The 16,532-nt window shown below is 73.3% G+C and carries 16 protein-coding genes; 8 read left to right on the top strand and 8 right to left on the bottom strand.

The annotated features are described in order from the left end of the window. Positions 1-68 precede the first annotated feature (68 nt). Both ACZ67M_RS32110 and ACZ67M_RS32115 read right to left on the bottom strand, forming a co-directional pair. Positions 69-1,487 carry a HEAT repeat domain-containing protein gene (locus ACZ67M_RS32110; RefSeq protein ID WP_469853812.1) on the bottom strand — a complete coding sequence of 473 codons (1,419 nt, stop codon included), beginning with the start codon at positions 1,485-1,487 and terminating at the stop codon, positions 69-71. A 332-nt stretch (positions 1,488-1,819) separates the two neighbouring features. Further along, positions 1,820-2,212 carry an ankyrin repeat domain-containing protein gene (locus ACZ67M_RS32115; protein ID WP_469853813.1) on the bottom strand — a complete coding sequence of 131 codons (393 nt, stop codon included), beginning with the start codon at positions 2,210-2,212 and terminating at the stop codon, positions 1,820-1,822. Positions 2,213-2,491: 279 nt separating this feature from the next. Between ACZ67M_RS32115 and ACZ67M_RS32120 the strand changes: the two genes are divergently transcribed. Both ACZ67M_RS32120 and ACZ67M_RS32125 read left to right on the top strand, forming a co-directional pair. Then, positions 2,492-2,686, top strand: a complete 195-nt coding sequence (locus tag ACZ67M_RS32120; protein ID WP_003977410.1) for a hypothetical protein — start codon at positions 2,492-2,494, stop codon at positions 2,684-2,686. A 56-nt stretch (positions 2,687-2,742) separates the two neighbouring features. Continuing rightward, on the top strand, positions 2,743-4,566 hold the full coding sequence (locus ACZ67M_RS32125; RefSeq protein WP_469853814.1) for a hypothetical protein: 1,824 nt from the start codon (positions 2,743-2,745) through the stop codon (positions 4,564-4,566). A gap of 104 nt (positions 4,567-4,670) precedes the next feature. On the opposite strand, the gene ACZ67M_RS32130 is transcribed toward ACZ67M_RS32125, so the two are convergent. Next, on the bottom strand, positions 4,671-6,173 hold the full coding sequence (locus ACZ67M_RS32130; protein WP_125490457.1) for an SCO1417 family PLP biosynthesis transcription factor: 1,503 nt from the start codon (positions 6,171-6,173) through the stop codon (positions 4,671-4,673). A 101-nt stretch (positions 6,174-6,274) separates the two neighbouring features. Here ACZ67M_RS32130 and yczE point away from each other — a divergent pair, with 101 nt between their 5' ends. The 4 genes from yczE to ACZ67M_RS32150 all read left to right on the top strand — a co-directional run bounded on the left by yczE (position 6,275) and on the right by ACZ67M_RS32150 (position 9,759). Continuing rightward, positions 6,275-6,943: a membrane protein YczE gene (gene yczE / locus ACZ67M_RS32135; RefSeq protein WP_361366703.1), complete on the top strand. Its 669-nt coding sequence runs from the start codon at positions 6,275-6,277 to the stop codon at positions 6,941-6,943. Further along, positions 6,940-7,707, top strand: coding sequence for a glycerophosphodiester phosphodiesterase (locus ACZ67M_RS32140; RefSeq protein ID WP_469853815.1), 768 nt, complete (start codon positions 6,940-6,942; stop codon positions 7,705-7,707). Before yczE ends, ACZ67M_RS32140 begins: the two co-directional genes overlap by 4 nt. A gap of 53 nt (positions 7,708-7,760) precedes the next feature. After that, positions 7,761-9,107 carry an MFS transporter gene (locus ACZ67M_RS32145; protein WP_361366697.1) on the top strand — a complete coding sequence of 449 codons (1,347 nt, stop codon included), beginning with the start codon at positions 7,761-7,763 and terminating at the stop codon, positions 9,105-9,107. 277 nt (positions 9,108-9,384) lie between these two features. Continuing rightward, positions 9,385-9,759 (top strand): RNA polymerase-binding protein RbpA, encoded by a 375-nt coding sequence (locus ACZ67M_RS32150; protein WP_003977404.1) that lies wholly within the window; start codon positions 9,385-9,387, stop codon positions 9,757-9,759. Between the two features lie 118 nt (positions 9,760-9,877). Here ACZ67M_RS32150 and fxsA read toward each other — a convergent pair whose 3' ends face one another. The 4 genes from fxsA to ACZ67M_RS32170 all read right to left on the bottom strand — a co-directional run bounded on the left by fxsA (position 9,878) and on the right by ACZ67M_RS32170 (position 13,994). Then, entirely contained in the window at positions 9,878-10,450 is a 573-nt protein-coding gene (gene fxsA / locus ACZ67M_RS32155) for an FxsA family membrane protein (protein ID WP_361366694.1), read from the bottom strand. A 46-nt stretch (positions 10,451-10,496) separates the two neighbouring features. Then, positions 10,497-11,345, bottom strand: coding sequence for a polyprenol monophosphomannose synthase (locus ACZ67M_RS32160; protein ID WP_469853816.1), 849 nt, complete (start codon positions 11,343-11,345; stop codon positions 10,497-10,499). 527 nt (positions 11,346-11,872) lie between these two features. After that, positions 11,873-13,477, bottom strand: a complete 1,605-nt coding sequence (locus ACZ67M_RS32165; protein ID WP_361366688.1) for an amidohydrolase — start codon at positions 13,475-13,477, stop codon at positions 11,873-11,875. Between the two features lie 76 nt (positions 13,478-13,553). Continuing rightward, the gene (locus ACZ67M_RS32170; protein ID WP_122617133.1) at positions 13,554-13,994 is read right to left on the bottom strand and encodes an Lrp/AsnC family transcriptional regulator; all 441 of its coding nucleotides are present in this window, start codon (positions 13,992-13,994) and stop codon (positions 13,554-13,556) included. A gap of 267 nt (positions 13,995-14,261) precedes the next feature. Between ACZ67M_RS32170 and ACZ67M_RS32175 the strand changes: the two genes are divergently transcribed. Both ACZ67M_RS32175 and ACZ67M_RS32180 read left to right on the top strand, forming a co-directional pair. Next, positions 14,262-14,699 (top strand): hypothetical protein, encoded by a 438-nt coding sequence (locus ACZ67M_RS32175; protein ID WP_361366685.1) that lies wholly within the window; start codon positions 14,262-14,264, stop codon positions 14,697-14,699. Positions 14,700-14,950: 251 nt separating this feature from the next. Continuing rightward, complete coding sequence (locus ACZ67M_RS32180; RefSeq protein ID WP_361366682.1) at positions 14,951-15,265, top strand: hypothetical protein; 315 nt, start codon at positions 14,951-14,953, stop codon at positions 15,263-15,265. Here the strand turns inward: ACZ67M_RS32180 and ACZ67M_RS32185 are convergent. After that, the gene (locus ACZ67M_RS32185) at positions 15,228-16,400 is read right to left on the bottom strand and encodes an acyl-CoA dehydrogenase family protein (protein WP_385799451.1); all 1,173 of its coding nucleotides are present in this window, start codon (positions 16,398-16,400) and stop codon (positions 15,228-15,230) included. The two genes, ACZ67M_RS32180 and ACZ67M_RS32185, sit on opposite strands and share 38 nt — an antisense overlap. Positions 16,401-16,532 lie beyond the last annotated feature (132 nt).

Here is a 16,532-nt window from a genome sequence, read left to right on the forward strand (position 1 = left end):
CCGTCGTTCACCCGGGGACGGTGGCGCCCGGCCGGGCACGGTCCGGCGCCACCCGTCCCCGGGTCGTCTCACACGGCGGGCGCGTCCGGTCCGAAGCGGCTGCGCACGGCCGTCTGGACCTCGTCCTCCTCGGCCGGATCGGCGGCCAGCCTGCGGAGCCGTTCGACGACCCGGTTGTCGCCGGTCTCGGCGTGCCGGGCGGCGACCTCGCGGGTGGTCTCCTCGCAGTCCCACAGGCACTCGATGGCGAAGCCCGCGGCGAACGACGGGTCGGTGGCGGCCAGCGCACGGGCGGCCCGGCCACGCAGGTGGGAGGAGGCGGTCTCGCGGTAGATGTGGCGCAGCACGGGGGCGGCACAGGCGATGCCGAGGCGCCCGGTGCCGTCGACGAGGGTCCACAGGGTCGGCGCGTCGGGGCCTTCGCCGCGTACGGCCTCGCGCAGGGCGGCGAGGACGAGGTCGCGGTCCTGCGCCGCGCCCCGGCAGGCGAGCACCCGTCCGGCGGCGGCGCCGAGGGCGTCGGGGCGGTGCACCCAGCCGCGGGCCCGGTCGACCGCGGCGAGGCTGCGCATGCGCTCGTAGGCGGCGACGGCGGCCTCCACGACCGGGGCCGGGCCGGTGGTGGCGGCGCCCTCGATCAGGTCGAGCACGTCGGGATCATTGGCGTCGGCGAGGTAGTGCAGGGCGGTGCTGCGCGCGCCCTCGGTGCCGGACCGGGCGGCCTCGACGATCTCGGGCCGGTCCTCGGGTCCCGCGACGGCGGTGAGGCAGCGGGCGGCCGGCACGTGGAGCACGGCGCCGCGCTCGATGCCCTGCTCGGCCCACTCGAACACGGCCCGCACGCTCCAGCCGGGACGCGGGCCGGTGGGGTTCATCTGCCGTTGCCAGCGGTCGAAGCTGCCCGCCTCGTGGGCGGCACGCACACGCGTGGCGATCGATTCGCGGGGATCGTCGGCCCACAGCCGCCAGGGCCGCGGTTCGAAGGCGTCCCGCACGGCGACGGCCAGCTCGGCGTCGCCCTCGGGATCGCGCGGGAAACGCGCCAGCACGGGCGCGGCGAGGGCGCGCAGCCCCGCGTCGTCGTCGCGCAGCGCCAGCTCGTCCAGGGCCCACGCCCAGTTGACGCCGTGGGCGGCGTACCGGCGCAGCAGTTCGAGCGCGTCCAGCCTGCCGTAGGACGCGAGGTGCCCGAGGACCGCGAGGGCCAGCCCGGTGCGCGACTCGTCGGCGTCCAGGACGTCCTCTGGGTCGAAGAGGTGGGCCTCGATCGCGTGCAGCTCGCCGTTGAGGTCGAGGTAGAGGCGGGCGTAGTAGAGGGAGCGGTTCTCGACCTGCCAGTCGTGGCGGGGGTCGTGGAGAACGCAATGGTTCAGAGCCGCCAGCGCTTCGGGGCGCGGGGCGGTGAGCGCGTGCAACGTGCCGTCGCCGCGACCCCGCTGAAGCAGGCCGAGCAGCGTACCGCTGGGCGCTATGACCGGATCGAACATGGGAAACAGCCTCACATCAAGCGTCGACGCAACCGGGGAACACGCGTTACCTGGCCGTGCGCCAACACGTCGGAGCGCCCGCCGTCTCTTGCTTGCTGAAGACCATGTTCCTGCCTCTCGTCGGTGGCCCTTGCGAGCCGTGTCACGGCCCGCGCGGTGCGGCAACATCTGCCCAGCCATCACGTCCGTGAACCACGTCGTCATGATGGCCCGGCGGTCACATCTGCCGCGACCGAAATTTCGGCGGCCTTGTACCGCCTCCCCCGTTTTCAGTGTTTTACCTGGTCAGAATGTGCGGATCGGATCCTCGGAGGATCCGGGCCGACGTCCGGTCACTGCACGCCGAACAGCTCCAGCAGGTCACTCCGGGCGAACATCCGCGCCGTGTCCACGGCCGACGGGGTGCCCGCGGCCGGGTCCGCGCCGGCCTCGAGAAGCGCCTTCGTCACTTCCGTCTCACCCTTGAAGGCGGCTCCGGCGAGCGGGGTCTGACCCCGGTCGTTGACGCGGTCGGCGTCGGCGCCGCGGCCCAGCAGCGCGCGTACGGCGTCGGCGTGGCCGTGATAGGCGGCGAGCATGACGAGGGAGTCCCCGCGGTCGTTGGTGAGATCGGCCGGAACTCCGGCGTCCACGTACGCCACCAGTTCCTCGGTCCGCCCCTGCCGGGCCAGATCGAAGATCTTGGTCGCCAGCTCCACGACCTCGGGGTCGGGGGCTTCACTCATCGGCCGGACCGCCTCTCACTGCGAACGTTGGGGACTGCGGGACTGCGCACATTGCCGGGGTACTCCCCGGGTACTGCCCCGCACGGCGGCGAGCGGTGCCGCCGCACGAGTGAATCGCCAGGGTACTGGCTCGCGAAGCACTCGTCCGGCCCAACAAACACGCCGCCAATCAGGGTATTTCTGCCGAATTTCCCCCATTTGCACCTTTTATCGTATGGATACATGCTGTGAGCCTGGAAGTACTCATGGTGACTGTCCCCGTGAACCAGGAGAACTCACATGATCCTCTCGATCTCAGGCGTGGTCCTGCTCGGCATCGTCGTCTTCATCTTCTTCCGCAAGGACGGCCTCAAGGCCTCGCACGCGCTGGTCGCGGTCCTGTTCGGGTTCTATCTCGCGAGTACGGCGATCGCGCCGAGCATCAAGGCGGGCGGCGAGAGCCTGGCGGGCCTCCTAGGCGGAATCAAGTTCTGACCCCCCTCACCCCTCACCCCCACCCGACACCCCCACGTACGCACCAGGAGGCATCAGTGGCCCGGCGGCCCCTCCCCCGCATTCTGAGCAACGGCGGCGCACAGCTCGCCCGGAGCCGGGTGCTGGCCCGGACGGCGGCCGACAGCGCCACCGACGTCCTCCAGCCGCTGATCACGATCGGCCGCGGCCTGCGCAGGCTGGCCGCAGCCGGGCGGAGCAGATGGACCGAGACCCCCAAGGACCGGCGCGGCGCGCTGCTGTTCCTGGTGGCCTCGGTGGTCCTGGTCGTGGCGCTCGTGCCGTACGGCCCGCTGCTCGCCGTCATCGCCCTGATGGCGGCGGCAGCCTGGCAGGGCAGGGACCGCACCCCGGCGACGCCGGAAGGCCCCGACGACTCCCAGACCCAGCGCCTCCAGTCCCTCTACGAGGCCCTGGTCCCGTACTTCTCGCTCGCCGAGGACCCCGACCCCCTGTACGCCCACGGCGGCTCCTGGGAGAAGGCGTTCCCGGCCTACGAGTTCGACGACGGCGGCCGCTTCACCCACCTGGTGATCCGCTACCCCGCCTACTTCACCGACGGCGAGGCCGGCTCCCGGACCCGCATCGAGCACCTGCTCACCGCGAAGTCCGGCCGGGGCCGGGAGTACCACTTCACGTGGGACGAGGAGGCCAACCACCTCACCGTCGACGTGCTCCCGGCGCTCCCCACCGACATCGCCGCCCAGCGTTTCGTCACCGCGCCCGGCGAGACCGTCCTCGGCTTCACCGACCCCACCCGGGTCCAGCGCACCCTCCCGCTCACCCACGGCGAGGAGCGGCGCGACGTCCCGCCGGTCGTCTGGCGCACCGGCATCCGCTCGACCGAACCCCACCTGCTGGTCCTTGGCCGGCCCGGCACCGGCACCTCCACCCTGCTGCGCTCGGTCGCCCTCCAGGCGCTGCACCACGGAGACATCCTGATCGTCGACGGCGGCGGCACCGGTGAGTACGCCTGCCTGGTCGGCCGGGACGGCGTCCTGGCCGTCGAGTCCGGTCTCACCGGGGCGCTGACCAGCCTGGAGTGGGCCGCCGCCGAGACCGAGCGCCGGCTGATCGCCGTCAACCGGGCCCGTCAGGAGGGGCAGCCCGCGCCGGACGACACCCGGCGGCCCCTGTGGGTCCTCGTGGACCGTCCGAGCGCCTTCACGCACCTCGCCACGGCCGAGGGCCGCAGGGACCCGCAGTCCCTGCTCCAGGTACCCCTGCGGCACGGCCGCGCCGCGCACGTGACCGTGGTCGTCGCCGACCAGCTGGACGCCCTGGAGGGCCTCAGCGACGGCGTACGGCAGCACACACGGGCGCGTGTGGTGCTCGGCCCGGCCACGGCGGACGAACTGACCGCCGCGCTGGGTGCTCCCCCGCACACCACGCCCGTCGACCAGGTTCCCCCCGGTCGTGGGTACGCCCGCCTCGGCACGGGAGCGGTCCACCGCCTCCAGGTCCCGGCCACCCCCGACCCCTACGACGACGCCACGAGCGACGCCCACCGGCAGGCGGTGCTCGACCTGCTCCCCCCGCGCACGACCCCGGCGGACGGGGAGCGGGCGCCGGTCCCCGCGGAGGCGGAGGCGGCGGAGGCGACGGCGGAGGCCAAGGCGGTGTCGATGGAGAAGAAGGCCCGGCCGGCACCCAACGGGACCGAGCCGGAGGAAGCCCCGACGGAGCCCGGACCCACGCCGGTGGCGACGGAGACGACGACGGAGGCGCCCGAGGCACTGGGCGGGCCGGAGGCGACCGCTGAGCCCGCGGCGCCGGAACAGGTCCCCGCGGAGCCGGTCCCCGTCACGGCCGTCGCGGCGGAGCCGGTCCCGGCCAAGGCCGGCGCGGCGGAGACCTCCTGAAGAGGAGACCGCGGCCTGAGAAGGTGACCGCGGCCGGGGCGGAGCGACCCACCGCTCCGCCCCGGCCGCGTTTCCGCCGACCGCCACGCCCCGCCGAACCCGGCCTACGCCACGAACGTCCGCGGCGCCTCGCCGCCGCTCCCGGCTCCGCCGCTCTCCACCAGGCGGGCCGCCGCGGCCAGCCGGGACGCCGCCTCCTCGGCCACCGCGCCGCCCACGGTGAAGGGCAGCCGGACATACCCCTCGAAGGCGCCGTCGACCCCGAAGCGCGGACCGGACGGGACCCGTACGCCCACCCGCTCCCCCGCCTCCGCGAGCCGGGAGCCGGAGAGGCCGCCCGTCCGCACCCACAGGGTGAGCCCGCCCCTGGGCACCTCGAACTCCCAGTCGGGCAGCTCCCGCCGCACCGCCGCCACCAGCTCGTCCCGGTTCTGCCTGGCCTGCTCGCGGCGGACCGCCACGGCCTGTTCCCAGCCGCCGGTGCTGAACAGCCAGTTCACGGCCAGCTGCTCCAGTACGGGCGTGCCCAGGTCGGCGTAGGCCCGCGCGGCGACCAGGCTGCGGATGACGTCCGGCGCGGCGCGGACCCAGCCGATGCGCATCCCTGCCCAGAAGGCCTTGCTCGCGGAACCGACGGTGACGACGGTGGACCCGGCCGGGTCGAAGGCGCACACCGGCCGCGGCATCTCGACGTCGTCGTCCAGCCACAGCTCGCTCATCGTCTCGTCGGCCACGAGCACCGTGCCCGCCGACCGGGCCGCGTCCACGAGGCGGCGTCGCTGGTCCTCCTCGGCGAGCGCGCCGGTGGGGTTGTGGAAGTCGGCGACGACATAGGCGACGCGCGGAGCGGCCTCGCGCAGCACCTGGCGCCAGCGGTCGACGTCCCAGCCGGTCAGCCCCTCGGCCATCGCGACGGGGACGAGCCGGGCGCCGGCCTCCCGCATCAGCTGGAGGATGTTCGCGTAGGAGGGCGATTCCACGGCGATCCGCTCTCCGCGCCCCCCGAAGAGGTGGCAGATGGCGTCGATCGCGCCCATCGCGCCCGTGGTGACCATGATCTGCTCGGGCATGGTCGGGATCCCGCGCGCGGTGTACCTCTCGGCGATCATCGCGCGCAGCGTCGGCAGTCCCGCCGGATAGTCGCCGTGGGTGTGCGCGTACGGCGGCAGCTCCTCCAGGGCGCCCTGCACGGCCCGGGTGAGCCAGGGCTCGGGCGCGGGGAGCGCCGCGCAGCCCAGGTCGATCATCGAACCGAGCGCTTCGGGCGGCAGCGGTTCGAGACCACGCGCCGGCAGCGGGTTCCCGGCCGGCACGGCCGTCCAGCTGCCCGCGCCGCGCCGGGACTCCAGGAAGCCCTCCGCGCGCAGCGCCTCGTAGGCGGCGGCGACGGTGGTACGGCTGACGGTCAGGGCGAGGGCCAGTTCGCGTTCGGCGGGCAGCCGGGCGGCGACCGGAACGCGGCCTTCGAGGACCAGCAGCCGGATGCCGTCGGCGAGCGCGCGGTAGGCGGGCGGGCGGCGGGTGCCGGGCCCGGCGGGGCGGTCCTGCTGGGAGCCGAGCAGCCGGGCGAGCTGACCGGCCCCCACGGCCGAGGTCCACTGCGCCATGGAAATCAGTCCACCTTCCCCGAATTGGCCATGGTTGCTTCTCCTTCTCAAGCCACAGGGTGTCATGGAGCAGGCCACTACGACCACACAGGGGGCAGATCTTGTCCAGGCAGGCCGAGGTCCGGCACAGGCACCTCACACGGCGGCTGACCCAGCTCTACGGCGGACTCGCGCTGTACGGCGCGAGTTCGGCGCTGCTGGTCCGGTCGGGACTCGGCCTGGAGCCGTGGAACGTGCTGCACCAGGGACTGGCCGAACGCACCGGCCTGTCCATGGGCGTGGTGCTGACCGTCCTGGGCGCCGCCGTGCTGCTCCTGTGGATCCCGCTGCGCCAGCGGCCGGGCCTGGGCACGGTCTCCAACGTGCTGGTGATCGGCGCGGCGATGGACGCGACGCTGTCCGTCCTGCCGGACGCCCAGGGGCTGCCGCTGCGGATCGCCGCGATGGTCGGCGGGATCGTCCTGAACGGGGCGGCGACCGGGCTGTACATCGCCGCGCGGTTCGGCCCCGGCCCGCGCGACGGCCTGATGACCGGCCTGAACCGGCGCACGGGCCTCTCGGTACGCCTGGTGCGCACGGCCGTCGAGATCACCGTCGTGGTCACGGGCTTCGCCCTCGGCGGCACGGTCGGTCTCGGCACCCTCCTGTACGCGGTGGCGATCGGTCCGCTCGCCCAGGTGTTCCTGCGCGTCTTCGCCGTGCTCCCGGCACCTTCCGGCAGCACGGTGGTTGCCGCCGGTGAACCCCGGCGCGCGATACTGCGTCGGTGACCACCCCGATACGCCACCCCTACCTCGACCACCCCGGCCCGATCGCCTTCGCCCACCGGGGCGGTTCGGCGGAAGGTCTGGAGAACACGCTGCGGCAGTTCCGGCGGGCGGTCGAGGCGGGCTACCGGTACATCGAGACCGACGTCCACGCCACGCGCGACGGGAGGCTCGTCGCCTTCCACGACGCGACCCTGGACCGGGTGACCGACGGGGCCGGGCGGATCGCCGACCTGCCGTGGGAGCGGGTGCGTCACGCGCGCGTGGCGGGCGAGGAGCCGGTGCCGCTCTTCGAGGAACTCCTCGAGACCTTCCCCGAGGTGCGCTGGAACATCGACGTGAAGGCGGAGCCCGCGCTGGTGCCCCTCCTGGAGCTGATCGGGCGGACGAACGCCTGGGACCGGGTCTGCGTCGGCTCCTTCTCGGAGGCACGCGTGGCGCGCGCCCAGCGTCTGGCGGGCCCGCGCCTGGCGACCTCGTACGGCATCCGCGGCGTCCTGGGCCTCCGGCTGCGCTCGTGGGGTGTTCCGGTCGCCCCACGCCGTGCTTCGGTGGCCGCGCAGGTTCCGGAGGTCCAGTCGGGCATCCGGGTCGTGGACCGCCGCTTCCTGCGCGCCGCCCACGCGCGCGGGCTCCAGGTGCACGTCTGGACGGTGAACGATGCGGACCGCATGCACCGGCTCCTGGACCTGGGAGTGGATGGCATCATGACCGATCACATAGACACACTGCGCAAGGTCATGGAGGACCGCGGCGTCTGGGCCTGAGTCCCGGCCGGTCGCCCGGGGCGGTGCGCGGGCACGGGGAAGCGAGGGCACGGGTGGGCACCGACACCCTGCGGACGGACGCGGCCGACGGGGCCGCCGACCGGCGGCGCGAACAGCGCGGCTGGTACTTCTACGACTGGGCGTGCTCCGTCTACTCGACGAGCGTGCTCACCGTGTTCCTGGGTCCCTATCTGACGTCGGTCGCCGAGTCGGCCGCGGACGGCGACGGGTACGTCCATCCGCTGGGGATACCGGTGCGCGCCGGGTCCTTCTTCGCCTACTCGGTGTCCCTCTCGGTGATCGTGGCGGTCCTGGTGATGCCCCTGGTGGGCGCCGCGGCCGACCGCTCGGGCCGCAAGAAGCCGCTGCTGGCCGCGGCCGCGTACACGGGCGCCGCGGCCACGGCGGGGATGTTCTTCCTGGACGGCGACCGCTATGTGCTGGGCGGCGTGCTCCTGGTCGTCGCCAACGCCGCCCAGTCGGTGGCGATGATGCTCTACAACTCGTACCTGCCGCAGATCGCACCGCCCGAGGAACGCGACGCCGTCTCCTCGCGCGGGTGGGCCTTCGGATACGCGGCCGGAGCCCTGGTCCTGATCGCGAACCTGATCCTGTACACCGCCCACGACTCCTTCGGACTGAGCGAGAGCGCAGCGGTCCGCATCTGCCTGGCGTCCGCCGGACTGTGGTGGGGCGCCTTCGCGCTCATCCCGCTACGACGGCTGCGCGACCGCCGCACCCCCGCGCGGGAGGCCGCGGGGACCGGCTGGAAGCAGCTCGCGGCGACCATCCGCGACATGCGCCGCCACCCGCTGACACTGGCCTTCCTGCTGGCGTACCTCGTCTACAACGACGGCATCCAGACGGTGATCACCCAGGCGTCGGTCTACGGATCCGAGGAGCTCGGCCTCGGGCAGTCCACCCTCATCGTGGCGGTCCTGCTGGTCCAGGTGCTCGCGGTGGTGGGCGCGCTGGCTCTGGGGCGGCTGGCCAGGACGTACGGGGCCAAGCGGACCATCCTCGGGTCGCTGGTGGCCTGGACGGCGACCCTCGCCGCCGGGTACTTCCTGCCGGCCGGGGCGCCCGTGTGGTTCTTCGTGCTGGCCGCCGGGATCGGGCTGGTCCTGGGCGGCAGCCAGGCGCTCTCCCGTTCCCTCTTCTCCCAACTGGTGCCGCCCGGCAAGGAGGCCGAGTACTTCTCGGCGTACGAGCTGAGCGACCGCGGGATGAGCTGGCTCGGGCCGCTGCTCTTCGGGCTCACCTACCAGCTGACCGGGAGCTACCGGGACGCCATCATCTCGCTGGTGGCGTTCTTCGTGCTCGGTTTCGTGCTGCTCGCGCGGGTGCCGGTGCGGCGTGCGATCGGCGACGCGGGCAACCCGGTACCCGAAAGGATTTAGCACTCGACGCGAAAGGGCTGTAGTGTACGCGTTTGGCCTGCCAGGCGGACCGTTACTGCGCGTCAAAGGTGCCGAAACGCAATGTCACATCTGTTATCAGAGGTGACAAACCGGACGTTGGCGGGTACTGCACTGGTTGCAAGGCTGCGGCTGCGACGGCGACGCAGGGCCCGGATCGGGAGTCGGGACGGGAATCTTTACCGCCGCCCGGACGTTGACCGGATGACGACGACAGCGACACCTGTCCTGTGGGCGACAAGCCCGGGAGGCACGATTCATGAGTGAGCGAGCTCTTCGCGGCACGCGCCTCGTGGTGACCAGCTACGAGACGGACCGCGGCATCGACCTGGCCCCGCGCCAGGCCGTGGAGTACGCATGCGAGAAGGGGCACCGCTTCGAGATGCCCTTCTCGGTCGAGGCGGAGATTCCGCCGGAGTGGGAGTGCAAGGTCTGCGGGGCCCAGGCACTCCTGGTGGACGGCGACGGCCCTGAGGAGAAGAAGGCCAAGCCCGCGCGTACGCACTGGGACATGCTGATGGAGCGGCGCACCCGCGAGGAGCTCGAAGAGGTCCTCGAGGAGCGGCTGGCCGTTCTGCGCTCCGGCGCGATGAACATCGCGGTCCATCCGCGAGACAGCCGCAAGAGTGCGTAGCGGGAAACCGTAGGCGACACAACCGAACACCGCGGGTGCCGTACGTGAGCTTCACGTGCGGCACCCGCGGTTTTGGTGTGTCCGGGGGCCGTCGGCGATCCGGCGGCCCCCGGAGGGCTCAGTGGGTCAGCGGCGGGCGGGGGCCCCGCGGCGCGTCGTCCGGGTCGTCCCGGACGACCTCGCCCTGGACCACCTTGCCGTCCGGGCGGTGCATCCGGGCCTGCCGGAAGGCGTCGCCCAGGGTGCCCGGGCCGGCCTCGCGGATCCTGCGCTCCACCGTGCGCTGCGCGAAGCGGCTGACGGCCTTCTGCACCGGCGGCACCAGCATCAGCAGGCCGAGCGCGTCCGAGATGAGACCGGGCAGGATCAGGAGCAGCCCGCCCAGCATCATCAGGCCGTTGCCCTCGCTGTTCGGACGGGCCTCGGGCGGGACTCCGGACTGCTGCTGCTGCAACGTCTCGGTGAGGTTCCTGAAGGCCCGGCGGCCCGCCGCCTTGATGACCACGGAGCCGAGGACGATGCCCGCGACCAGCAGCAGGAAGACCACGAAGCCGCTGGACGCGCCGGCCACCACGGTCAGCAGCCAGATCTCCAGGACGAGCCAGGCGGCGATGCCCAGCGGCAGGAAGGTGCGCAGCCGGGAGCGCGGAGGCCGGCCGGGGGACCTGGGGGTCTGAGCGCCAGTCGTCATACCCCCAGTGTGCCTGGCCCCGGCTCAGCGCGGCGTAAGAGGACGATCAGGCGTTCCTGTCGGACGCCTGTGCCGACTTGTCGCCCTGCACGGCCGGCCTGCCGGGCTGCTTGTCGCGTCCCAGGACCTTGCCGACCCTCTCCCCCACGCCCCACGTGGTGACCCGCCAGAGCGCCTCCACGAGGATGTCCCGGCTCATCTTGGAGTCGCCCAGCTCCCGCTCGACGAACGTGATCGGCACCTCGACGACGTGGTAACCGGCCTTGATCGCCCGGCGGGCCAGGTCGACCTGGAAGCAGTAGCCCTGGGAAGCGACCTCCTCCAGTCCGAGCCCTTCCAGGGTCTCGGAGCGGAAGGCGCGGTAACCGCCGGTGATGTCGCGCAGCGGCAGGTCCAGCGCGATCCGCGAGTACATGCTGCCGCCGCGGGAGATGATCTCGCGCGACCTGGGCCAGTTCACCACCCGGCCGCCGGGCACCCAGCGGGAGCCGAGCACCAGGTCGGCGCCCTTGAGGGCGGTCAGCAGCCGGGGCAGTTCCTCGGGCTGGTGGGAGCCGTCGGCGTCCATCTCGACCAGCACGCCGTAGCCGTGCTCCAGTCCCCAGCGGAAGCCCGCGAGGTAGGCGGCGCCCAGGCCCTCCTTGCCCTTGCGGTGCAGGACCTGGACGTGATCGTCCTCCGCCGCCAGCTCGTCGGCGAGCTTGCCGGTGCCGTCGGGGCTGTTGTCGTCGGCCACGAGCACGTGGGCCTCGGGGACCGCCTCGCGCACGCGCGCGACGATCGCCTTGATGTTCTCCGCCTCGTTGTAGGTCGGGATGATCACCAGGACCGTGCCCAGGGGACCGAACCGCCTCCCCTGCCCCGCCGCCGCGGGCGTCCCGTCGCCGTCGTTCACCACTGCCCCTTCGTGTCCGTACGCAGAGCACCACCTTAATCGCCGCCGCCTGCGGTGACGTGACAGGACGTGCGTACGGTGGTGTCGCTTTCCCAAGACCGGGGTAGGGATGGCCGTTTCGGACCGTTTGCGCGGCGGATGGGGGCCCGGCGCCCTTCGGGCCGACCTGGGGCCCGCTGGCTGCGGGTCGACCGAAAGCCGTTGTCTACTGAGCGCCCGGGCCCCACCCGGGGTCACACCTCCCGACCGGCCGGAACGATCCCTCGTCGTGGCGCGAGCGCTGAGCCTGGCTGCCAGTGGCGGTGCACCGGGTTCGGCGCACCGTCCCTGACTCAGCGGCGCCGCGACGGTGCGCGGAAGATTCCCCGGTCGGGCGTCCGGTGGTGGACCCGGCCGAACCTACCGGCCCCCCGCCGTCGCCTGTCAACAGTCGTTCCACCTGCGCCTTTCGCGTCAAAGCCCAGGTCAGCGCGGAGGAGACGCACGTCGGACGCGCCCGAAGATCATCGCCCTGTCGGCCGTCGCAATCACTCGCCCGGCCGCACGAACACGGTGCGGCCCCCCACGACGGTGCGCAGGCAGACCGGCAGGTCCCGGCCCGGGGTCAGATCCGGCAGGCCAGGAGTGCCGGAGCGCGGGTCGGTGGACCAGCGGGCCACCCGGTCGTCCGGGGCCTGGACCACGAGTTCGCCGGTGCGCCACACGGCGTAGTCGGCGGGCACGCCCGGCACCAGCACTCCCGCGTCGTCGCGCCCGACCGCCCGCCAGCCGCCGCGCGTGTGCGCCGTGAACGCCGCGCGCACGGAGACCCGGTGTTCCGGCGTGTGGTGGAAGGCGGCGGCCCGGACGGTGCCCCACGGGTCGAGGGGGGTGACCGGGCTGTCGGAGCCGAAGGCGAGCGGGACCCCGGCGCGCAGCAGGGCCGCGAAGGGGTTGAGCGTACGGGCCCGCTCCGCTCCGAGCCGCCGGGCGTACATGCCGTCCTCGCCGCCCCAGAGGGCGTCGAAGGCGGGCTGGACGGAGGCGGTGAGGCCCAGTTCGGCGAAGGCGGCGACGGTCTCGGGCGTCAGCATCTCGGCGTGCTCGACGCGGTGGCGGGCGGCGCGCAGGCGGGCGAGGCCGACCTTGTCGGCGGCGGCGCGGACCCCTTCCACCACGGTGGCCACGGCGGCGTCGCCGATGGCGTGGAAGCCCGCCTGGAGGCCGGCCTCGGTGCAGGCGACGACGTGCGCGGCGACCGCGGCGGCGTCCAGGTGGGCGGTGCCGGTGTGGGCGGCGTCGGCGTACGGCTGGTGCAGGCACGCGGTGTGCGAGCCGAGGGAGCCGTCGACGAAGAGGTCGCCGGCCGCCCCGACCGCGCCCAGTTCGCGCGCCCTGTCGACGTCCTGCTCGGCCCAGTAGCCGATGACCCGCGGGCCCGCCTCCTCGGCCGACAGGCGCAGCAGGCCGGTGAAGTCGTCCTCGGAGGAGATCTCCGGGCCTGCGCATTCGTGAACGGTTCCGATGCCGAGGGAGGCGGCGTGCGCGAGGGCGGCGCGCTGGGCCGCGGCGCGCTGGGCCGGGGTGACGGCGCCGAGCGCCGCGGCGCGTACGGCGTGGTGGTCGTCGCCGGTGAGCGGTCCGTCCACGCGGGCGACCCGGCCGGGGGTCAGATCGAGCAGGGCGGTGGTGACGACGGCCGAGTGGACGTCGATTCGGCTGAGATAGAGGGGCCGGCCGCCGGTGGCCCGGTCCAGTTCGGCGCGGGTCGGCGGTACGCCGTCGGGCCAGCGGGCGGCGTCCCAGCCGTGTCCGAGGAGCACGCGGTCGTCCGGGCGGGCGGCGGCGAAGTCGCTCACGAGGGTGAGAGCGGCCTCCCGGGTGGGGGCATCGGAGAGGTCGAGACCGGTGAGGGCGAGACCCGTCGCTGTGGTGTGCACATGTGCGTCGGTGAACGCCGGGGTGACGAGGGCGCCGTCCAGGTCGACCACCTCGTCCACGCCGTCCGCGAAGGCGTCCGCGGCGCCCTCGGAGCCGACCCAGGCGACCTGGCCGCGCTCGACGACCATGGCCGTGGCGAAGGGGTCGGCGGGACTGTGGACCTCGCCGCGGCGCAGCAGGACGGTCGAGGACGGGGTGGTGGTCTCACTCATGGGCACCAGTCTCGCCCCTCACGGGGGCCGCCCGGCAGCCGGGGCGGCCACGCGGGCGAGCCGGGGCGGCCCGGAGTCAGACGCGTGGCGGGCGGGCCTCGTACGGCGTGGAGAGCACCACGGTGGTCCGGGTCGAGACGCCGGCCAGGGAGCGCACCCGGGCGAGCAGCTCCTCCAGTTGGTGCGGCGTGGAGACGCGGACCTTGAGGATGTAGTTCTCGTCGCCCGCGACGCTGTGGCAGGCCTCGATCTCGGGGACGCCGGCCAGGCGGTCCGCGATGTCGTCGGGGGCGCTGGGGTCGAAGGGTTTCACCGAGATGAAGGCGGTCATCGGCAGCCCGACGGCCTCGGGGTCGACGACCGCGGCGTATCCGCGGATGACGCCGCGCTGTTCCAGCCTCCGCACCCGCTGGTGCACGGCCGACGTGGACAGGCCCGTGGCCTTGCCCAGGTCGGTGTAGCTCATCCGCCCGTCCTTGACGAGCAGCTGCACGATCTGTCGGTCCAGCTCCTCCATGGCGCAAGAACCTACAGTGCGGTTGATCTCCTCGGATACCTGAGCGGTCCGGCGCATGTCCGGTTCGTGATGTGACGGGGCGTCGGCCGCGTTCGGGGCGGGGACAAATCCGCCGGACGGGGCACCTGCGCCGGGCATGTGACGAAGACCACACCTCTCGGACGGCCTCCGTGATGTTCGCGTGATTACCCCGCGTGGTGGACGGGAAGTGCTTGCTGTGGTCGAGGCCGCAGTGCCGTCACGGCCCAGCCCGAGGGGGAGAATCCCATGCAGAGTCTTAAGCGCCCTGGTCGTACCGCGCCCAAGCGGCAGCAGCCGGTCGTCGAGCCGGTATCGGAGGGCGTCGAACCCGACGCCTTCGACGACGAGGACCTCGACGCCTACGACACCTTCGAGATGTACCGGGTGATCTGCCCGGACTGCGCCCAGCCCATCGCGCTGCTGGCCGACGAGCGGGAGCTGCCCGAGCACGCGCTCTGCGCCTCTCCGTGGAATCCGTTCGGGCTCACGGTCTGCGCCGGCACCGGCCGCAGGGCCACCGAGGCCCGCCCCGCGGACGAGTCGTTCCGGCCCCACGAGCAGGACACCGCCCTGCTGTTGACGCTCCCCCGGGGCCTCGACTGGCGGACCCAGCCCTTCTCCCACGTCGGCGGCCCGGGCTCGCGCCCGATGCGGATGCCGACGATGCGGAGCGAGGCGGCCTGAGGCATCCGGCCGTCCCCGTTCGGGGGACGCCGCCCGATGCGGTCGGCACAGCCGCGCCACGGCTCGCAGGACGCCGTGGCGCGGGTCGGCGTCGGTGGGCAGACGACACGTCGGGGCGCGACGGCAACCGCGCGACGGCGGTGGACACCCGCGAACTCACGCTCGATTGCGCCCGCCGGTGACCTGTCCCCACTTCGCCGCGTTGCCCGGGTATGACCCACACGTACTCGGCGACCGGGAGTCGGCGCCGCGTGTTCGTCCCGGCGCCCGCCGGACCGGTTCCGCCGGCCCCGCAGATCCCGGACCCACCCATCTACCGCGAGCTGATGCGGACCTGGGCCGACGGCGGCCGCACCCTGCCCGGGCGGCACGACCCGGAGTGGATCAGGCTCGCGGAACCCCCGCGCGGACTGGGCGACTTCTTCACCGGCGCCGACGCCCTGACCACCGCCGACGCCCTCGCCACCGGCGACTCCCGCGTCACCGGTGGCTTCACCGTCGCCGGCGGCTTCACCGTCACCGGTGACTTCAGCGTCCTTCGGGACCCGCGAGGTGACGGGCGATGACCATGCGCTGGATCTGGTTGGTGCCCTCGACGATCTGGAGCACCTTCGCCTCGCGCATGTACCGCTCGGCCGGGAAGTCCGCGGTGTAGCCGTACCCGCCGAGGACCTGCACGGCGTCGGTGGTCACCTGCATCGCCGCGTCGGTGCAGTACAGCTTGGCCATGGCCGCCTGCTTGGCGAACGGGCGTCCGGCGTCGCGCAGTCGCGCCGCCGTCAGGTACAGGGCACGTCCCGCCTCGATCCGGGTCGCCATGTCGGCCAGCATGAAGCGCAGCCCCTGGAAGTCGGAGATCGGCTTGCCGAACTGGCGCCGCTCGGCCGCGTAGGACACCGCTTCGTCCAGCGCCGCCTGGGCCACTCCGACCGCGCAGGCGGCGATGCCGAGCCGCCCCGAGTCGAGCGCCGACAGCGCGATCGCGAAGCCCTGCCCCTCGTCACCGAGCCGGCGGTCGTCCGCGACCCGCACGCCGTCGAGGTGGATCTGCGCGGTGGGTGAGCCCTTGAGCCCCATCTTCTTCTCCGGCACCGCCGCGCTCAGCCCCTCGGCGTCGCCGGGCACCAGGAAGGCCGTGATGCCGCGCGGCCCGTCCTCGCCGGTGCGCGCCATGACGGTGTAGAAGTCCGCGATGCCGCCGTGGGTGATCCAGGCCTTGGTGCCGTCGATCACCCAGTCGTCGCCCTCGCGCACGGCCTTGGTGCGCAGCGAGGCGGCGTCGGAGCCGGAGGCGGGCTCGGAGAGGCAGTAGGCGCCCACCAGACCGCCGCCGAGCATCGCGGGCAGGTGGTCGGCCTGCTGCTCCTTGGTGCCGTAGGCGGCCAGCGCGTAGCAGGCCAGGGTGTGCACGCTGACGCCGAGGCCGACGGTGAGGCGGGCCGCGGCCAGCTCCTCCAGGACCTGGAGGTACACCTCATAGGGCTGCTCGCCGCCGCCGAACTGGGCGTCGTAGGGCAGGCCGAGCAGGCCGGAGTCGGAGAGCAGGGCGAAGACCTCGCGCGGAAAGCGTCCGGCGTCCTCCTCCTCGGCCGCGCTCGGGGCGATCTCACGCTGCGCGATGTCGCGGACGAGTGAGATCAGATCCCGTGCCTCGTCCGTGGGCAGTTGCCGGTCCACCGGCTGCGGGGCGCGGTCGGGCATGGCGACGCTCTCCTCCCTGTCGGGCGCATCGGCGGACGTGCGCCTTGGATGGAGGCGGTTCCGCCGGGTCGTTCGGGCCTGGCCGATGCTCGCACTCCCGGGTCGCGGAAGCGGCTGACCAGCGGCTGTGCG

It is taken from the genome of Streptomyces sp. NPDC107500 (assembly GCF_055582785.1).

Coding starts and splice junctions, on each gene's coding strand:
- ACZ67M_RS32165 (WP_361366688.1), bottom strand. CDS start 13,477: ATGAGTGAGACCACCACCCCGTCCTCGACCGTCCTGCTGCGCCGCGGC.
- fxsA (WP_361366694.1), bottom strand. CDS start 10,450: ATGACGACTGGCGCTCAGACCCCCAGGTCCCCCGGCCGGCCTCCGCGC.
- ACZ67M_RS32120 (WP_003977410.1), top strand. CDS start 2,492: ATGATCCTCTCGATCTCAGGCGTGGTCCTGCTCGGCATCGTCGTCTTC.
- ACZ67M_RS32130 (WP_125490457.1), bottom strand. CDS start 6,173: ATGGCGCAGTGGACCTCGGCCGTGGGGGCCGGTCAGCTCGCCCGGCTG.
- ACZ67M_RS32170 (WP_122617133.1), bottom strand. CDS start 13,994: ATGGAGGAGCTGGACCGACAGATCGTGCAGCTGCTCGTCAAGGACGGG.
- ACZ67M_RS32150 (WP_003977404.1), top strand. CDS start 9,385: ATGAGTGAGCGAGCTCTTCGCGGCACGCGCCTCGTGGTGACCAGCTAC.
- ACZ67M_RS32115 (WP_469853813.1), bottom strand. CDS start 2,212: ATGAGTGAAGCCCCCGACCCCGAGGTCGTGGAGCTGGCGACCAAGATC.
- ACZ67M_RS32185 (WP_385799451.1), bottom strand. CDS start 16,400: ATGCCCGACCGCGCCCCGCAGCCGGTGGACCGGCAACTGCCCACGGAC.
- ACZ67M_RS32110 (WP_469853812.1), bottom strand. CDS start 1,487: ATGTTCGATCCGGTCATAGCGCCCAGCGGTACGCTGCTCGGCCTGCTT.
- ACZ67M_RS32175 (WP_361366685.1), top strand. CDS start 14,262: ATGCAGAGTCTTAAGCGCCCTGGTCGTACCGCGCCCAAGCGGCAGCAG.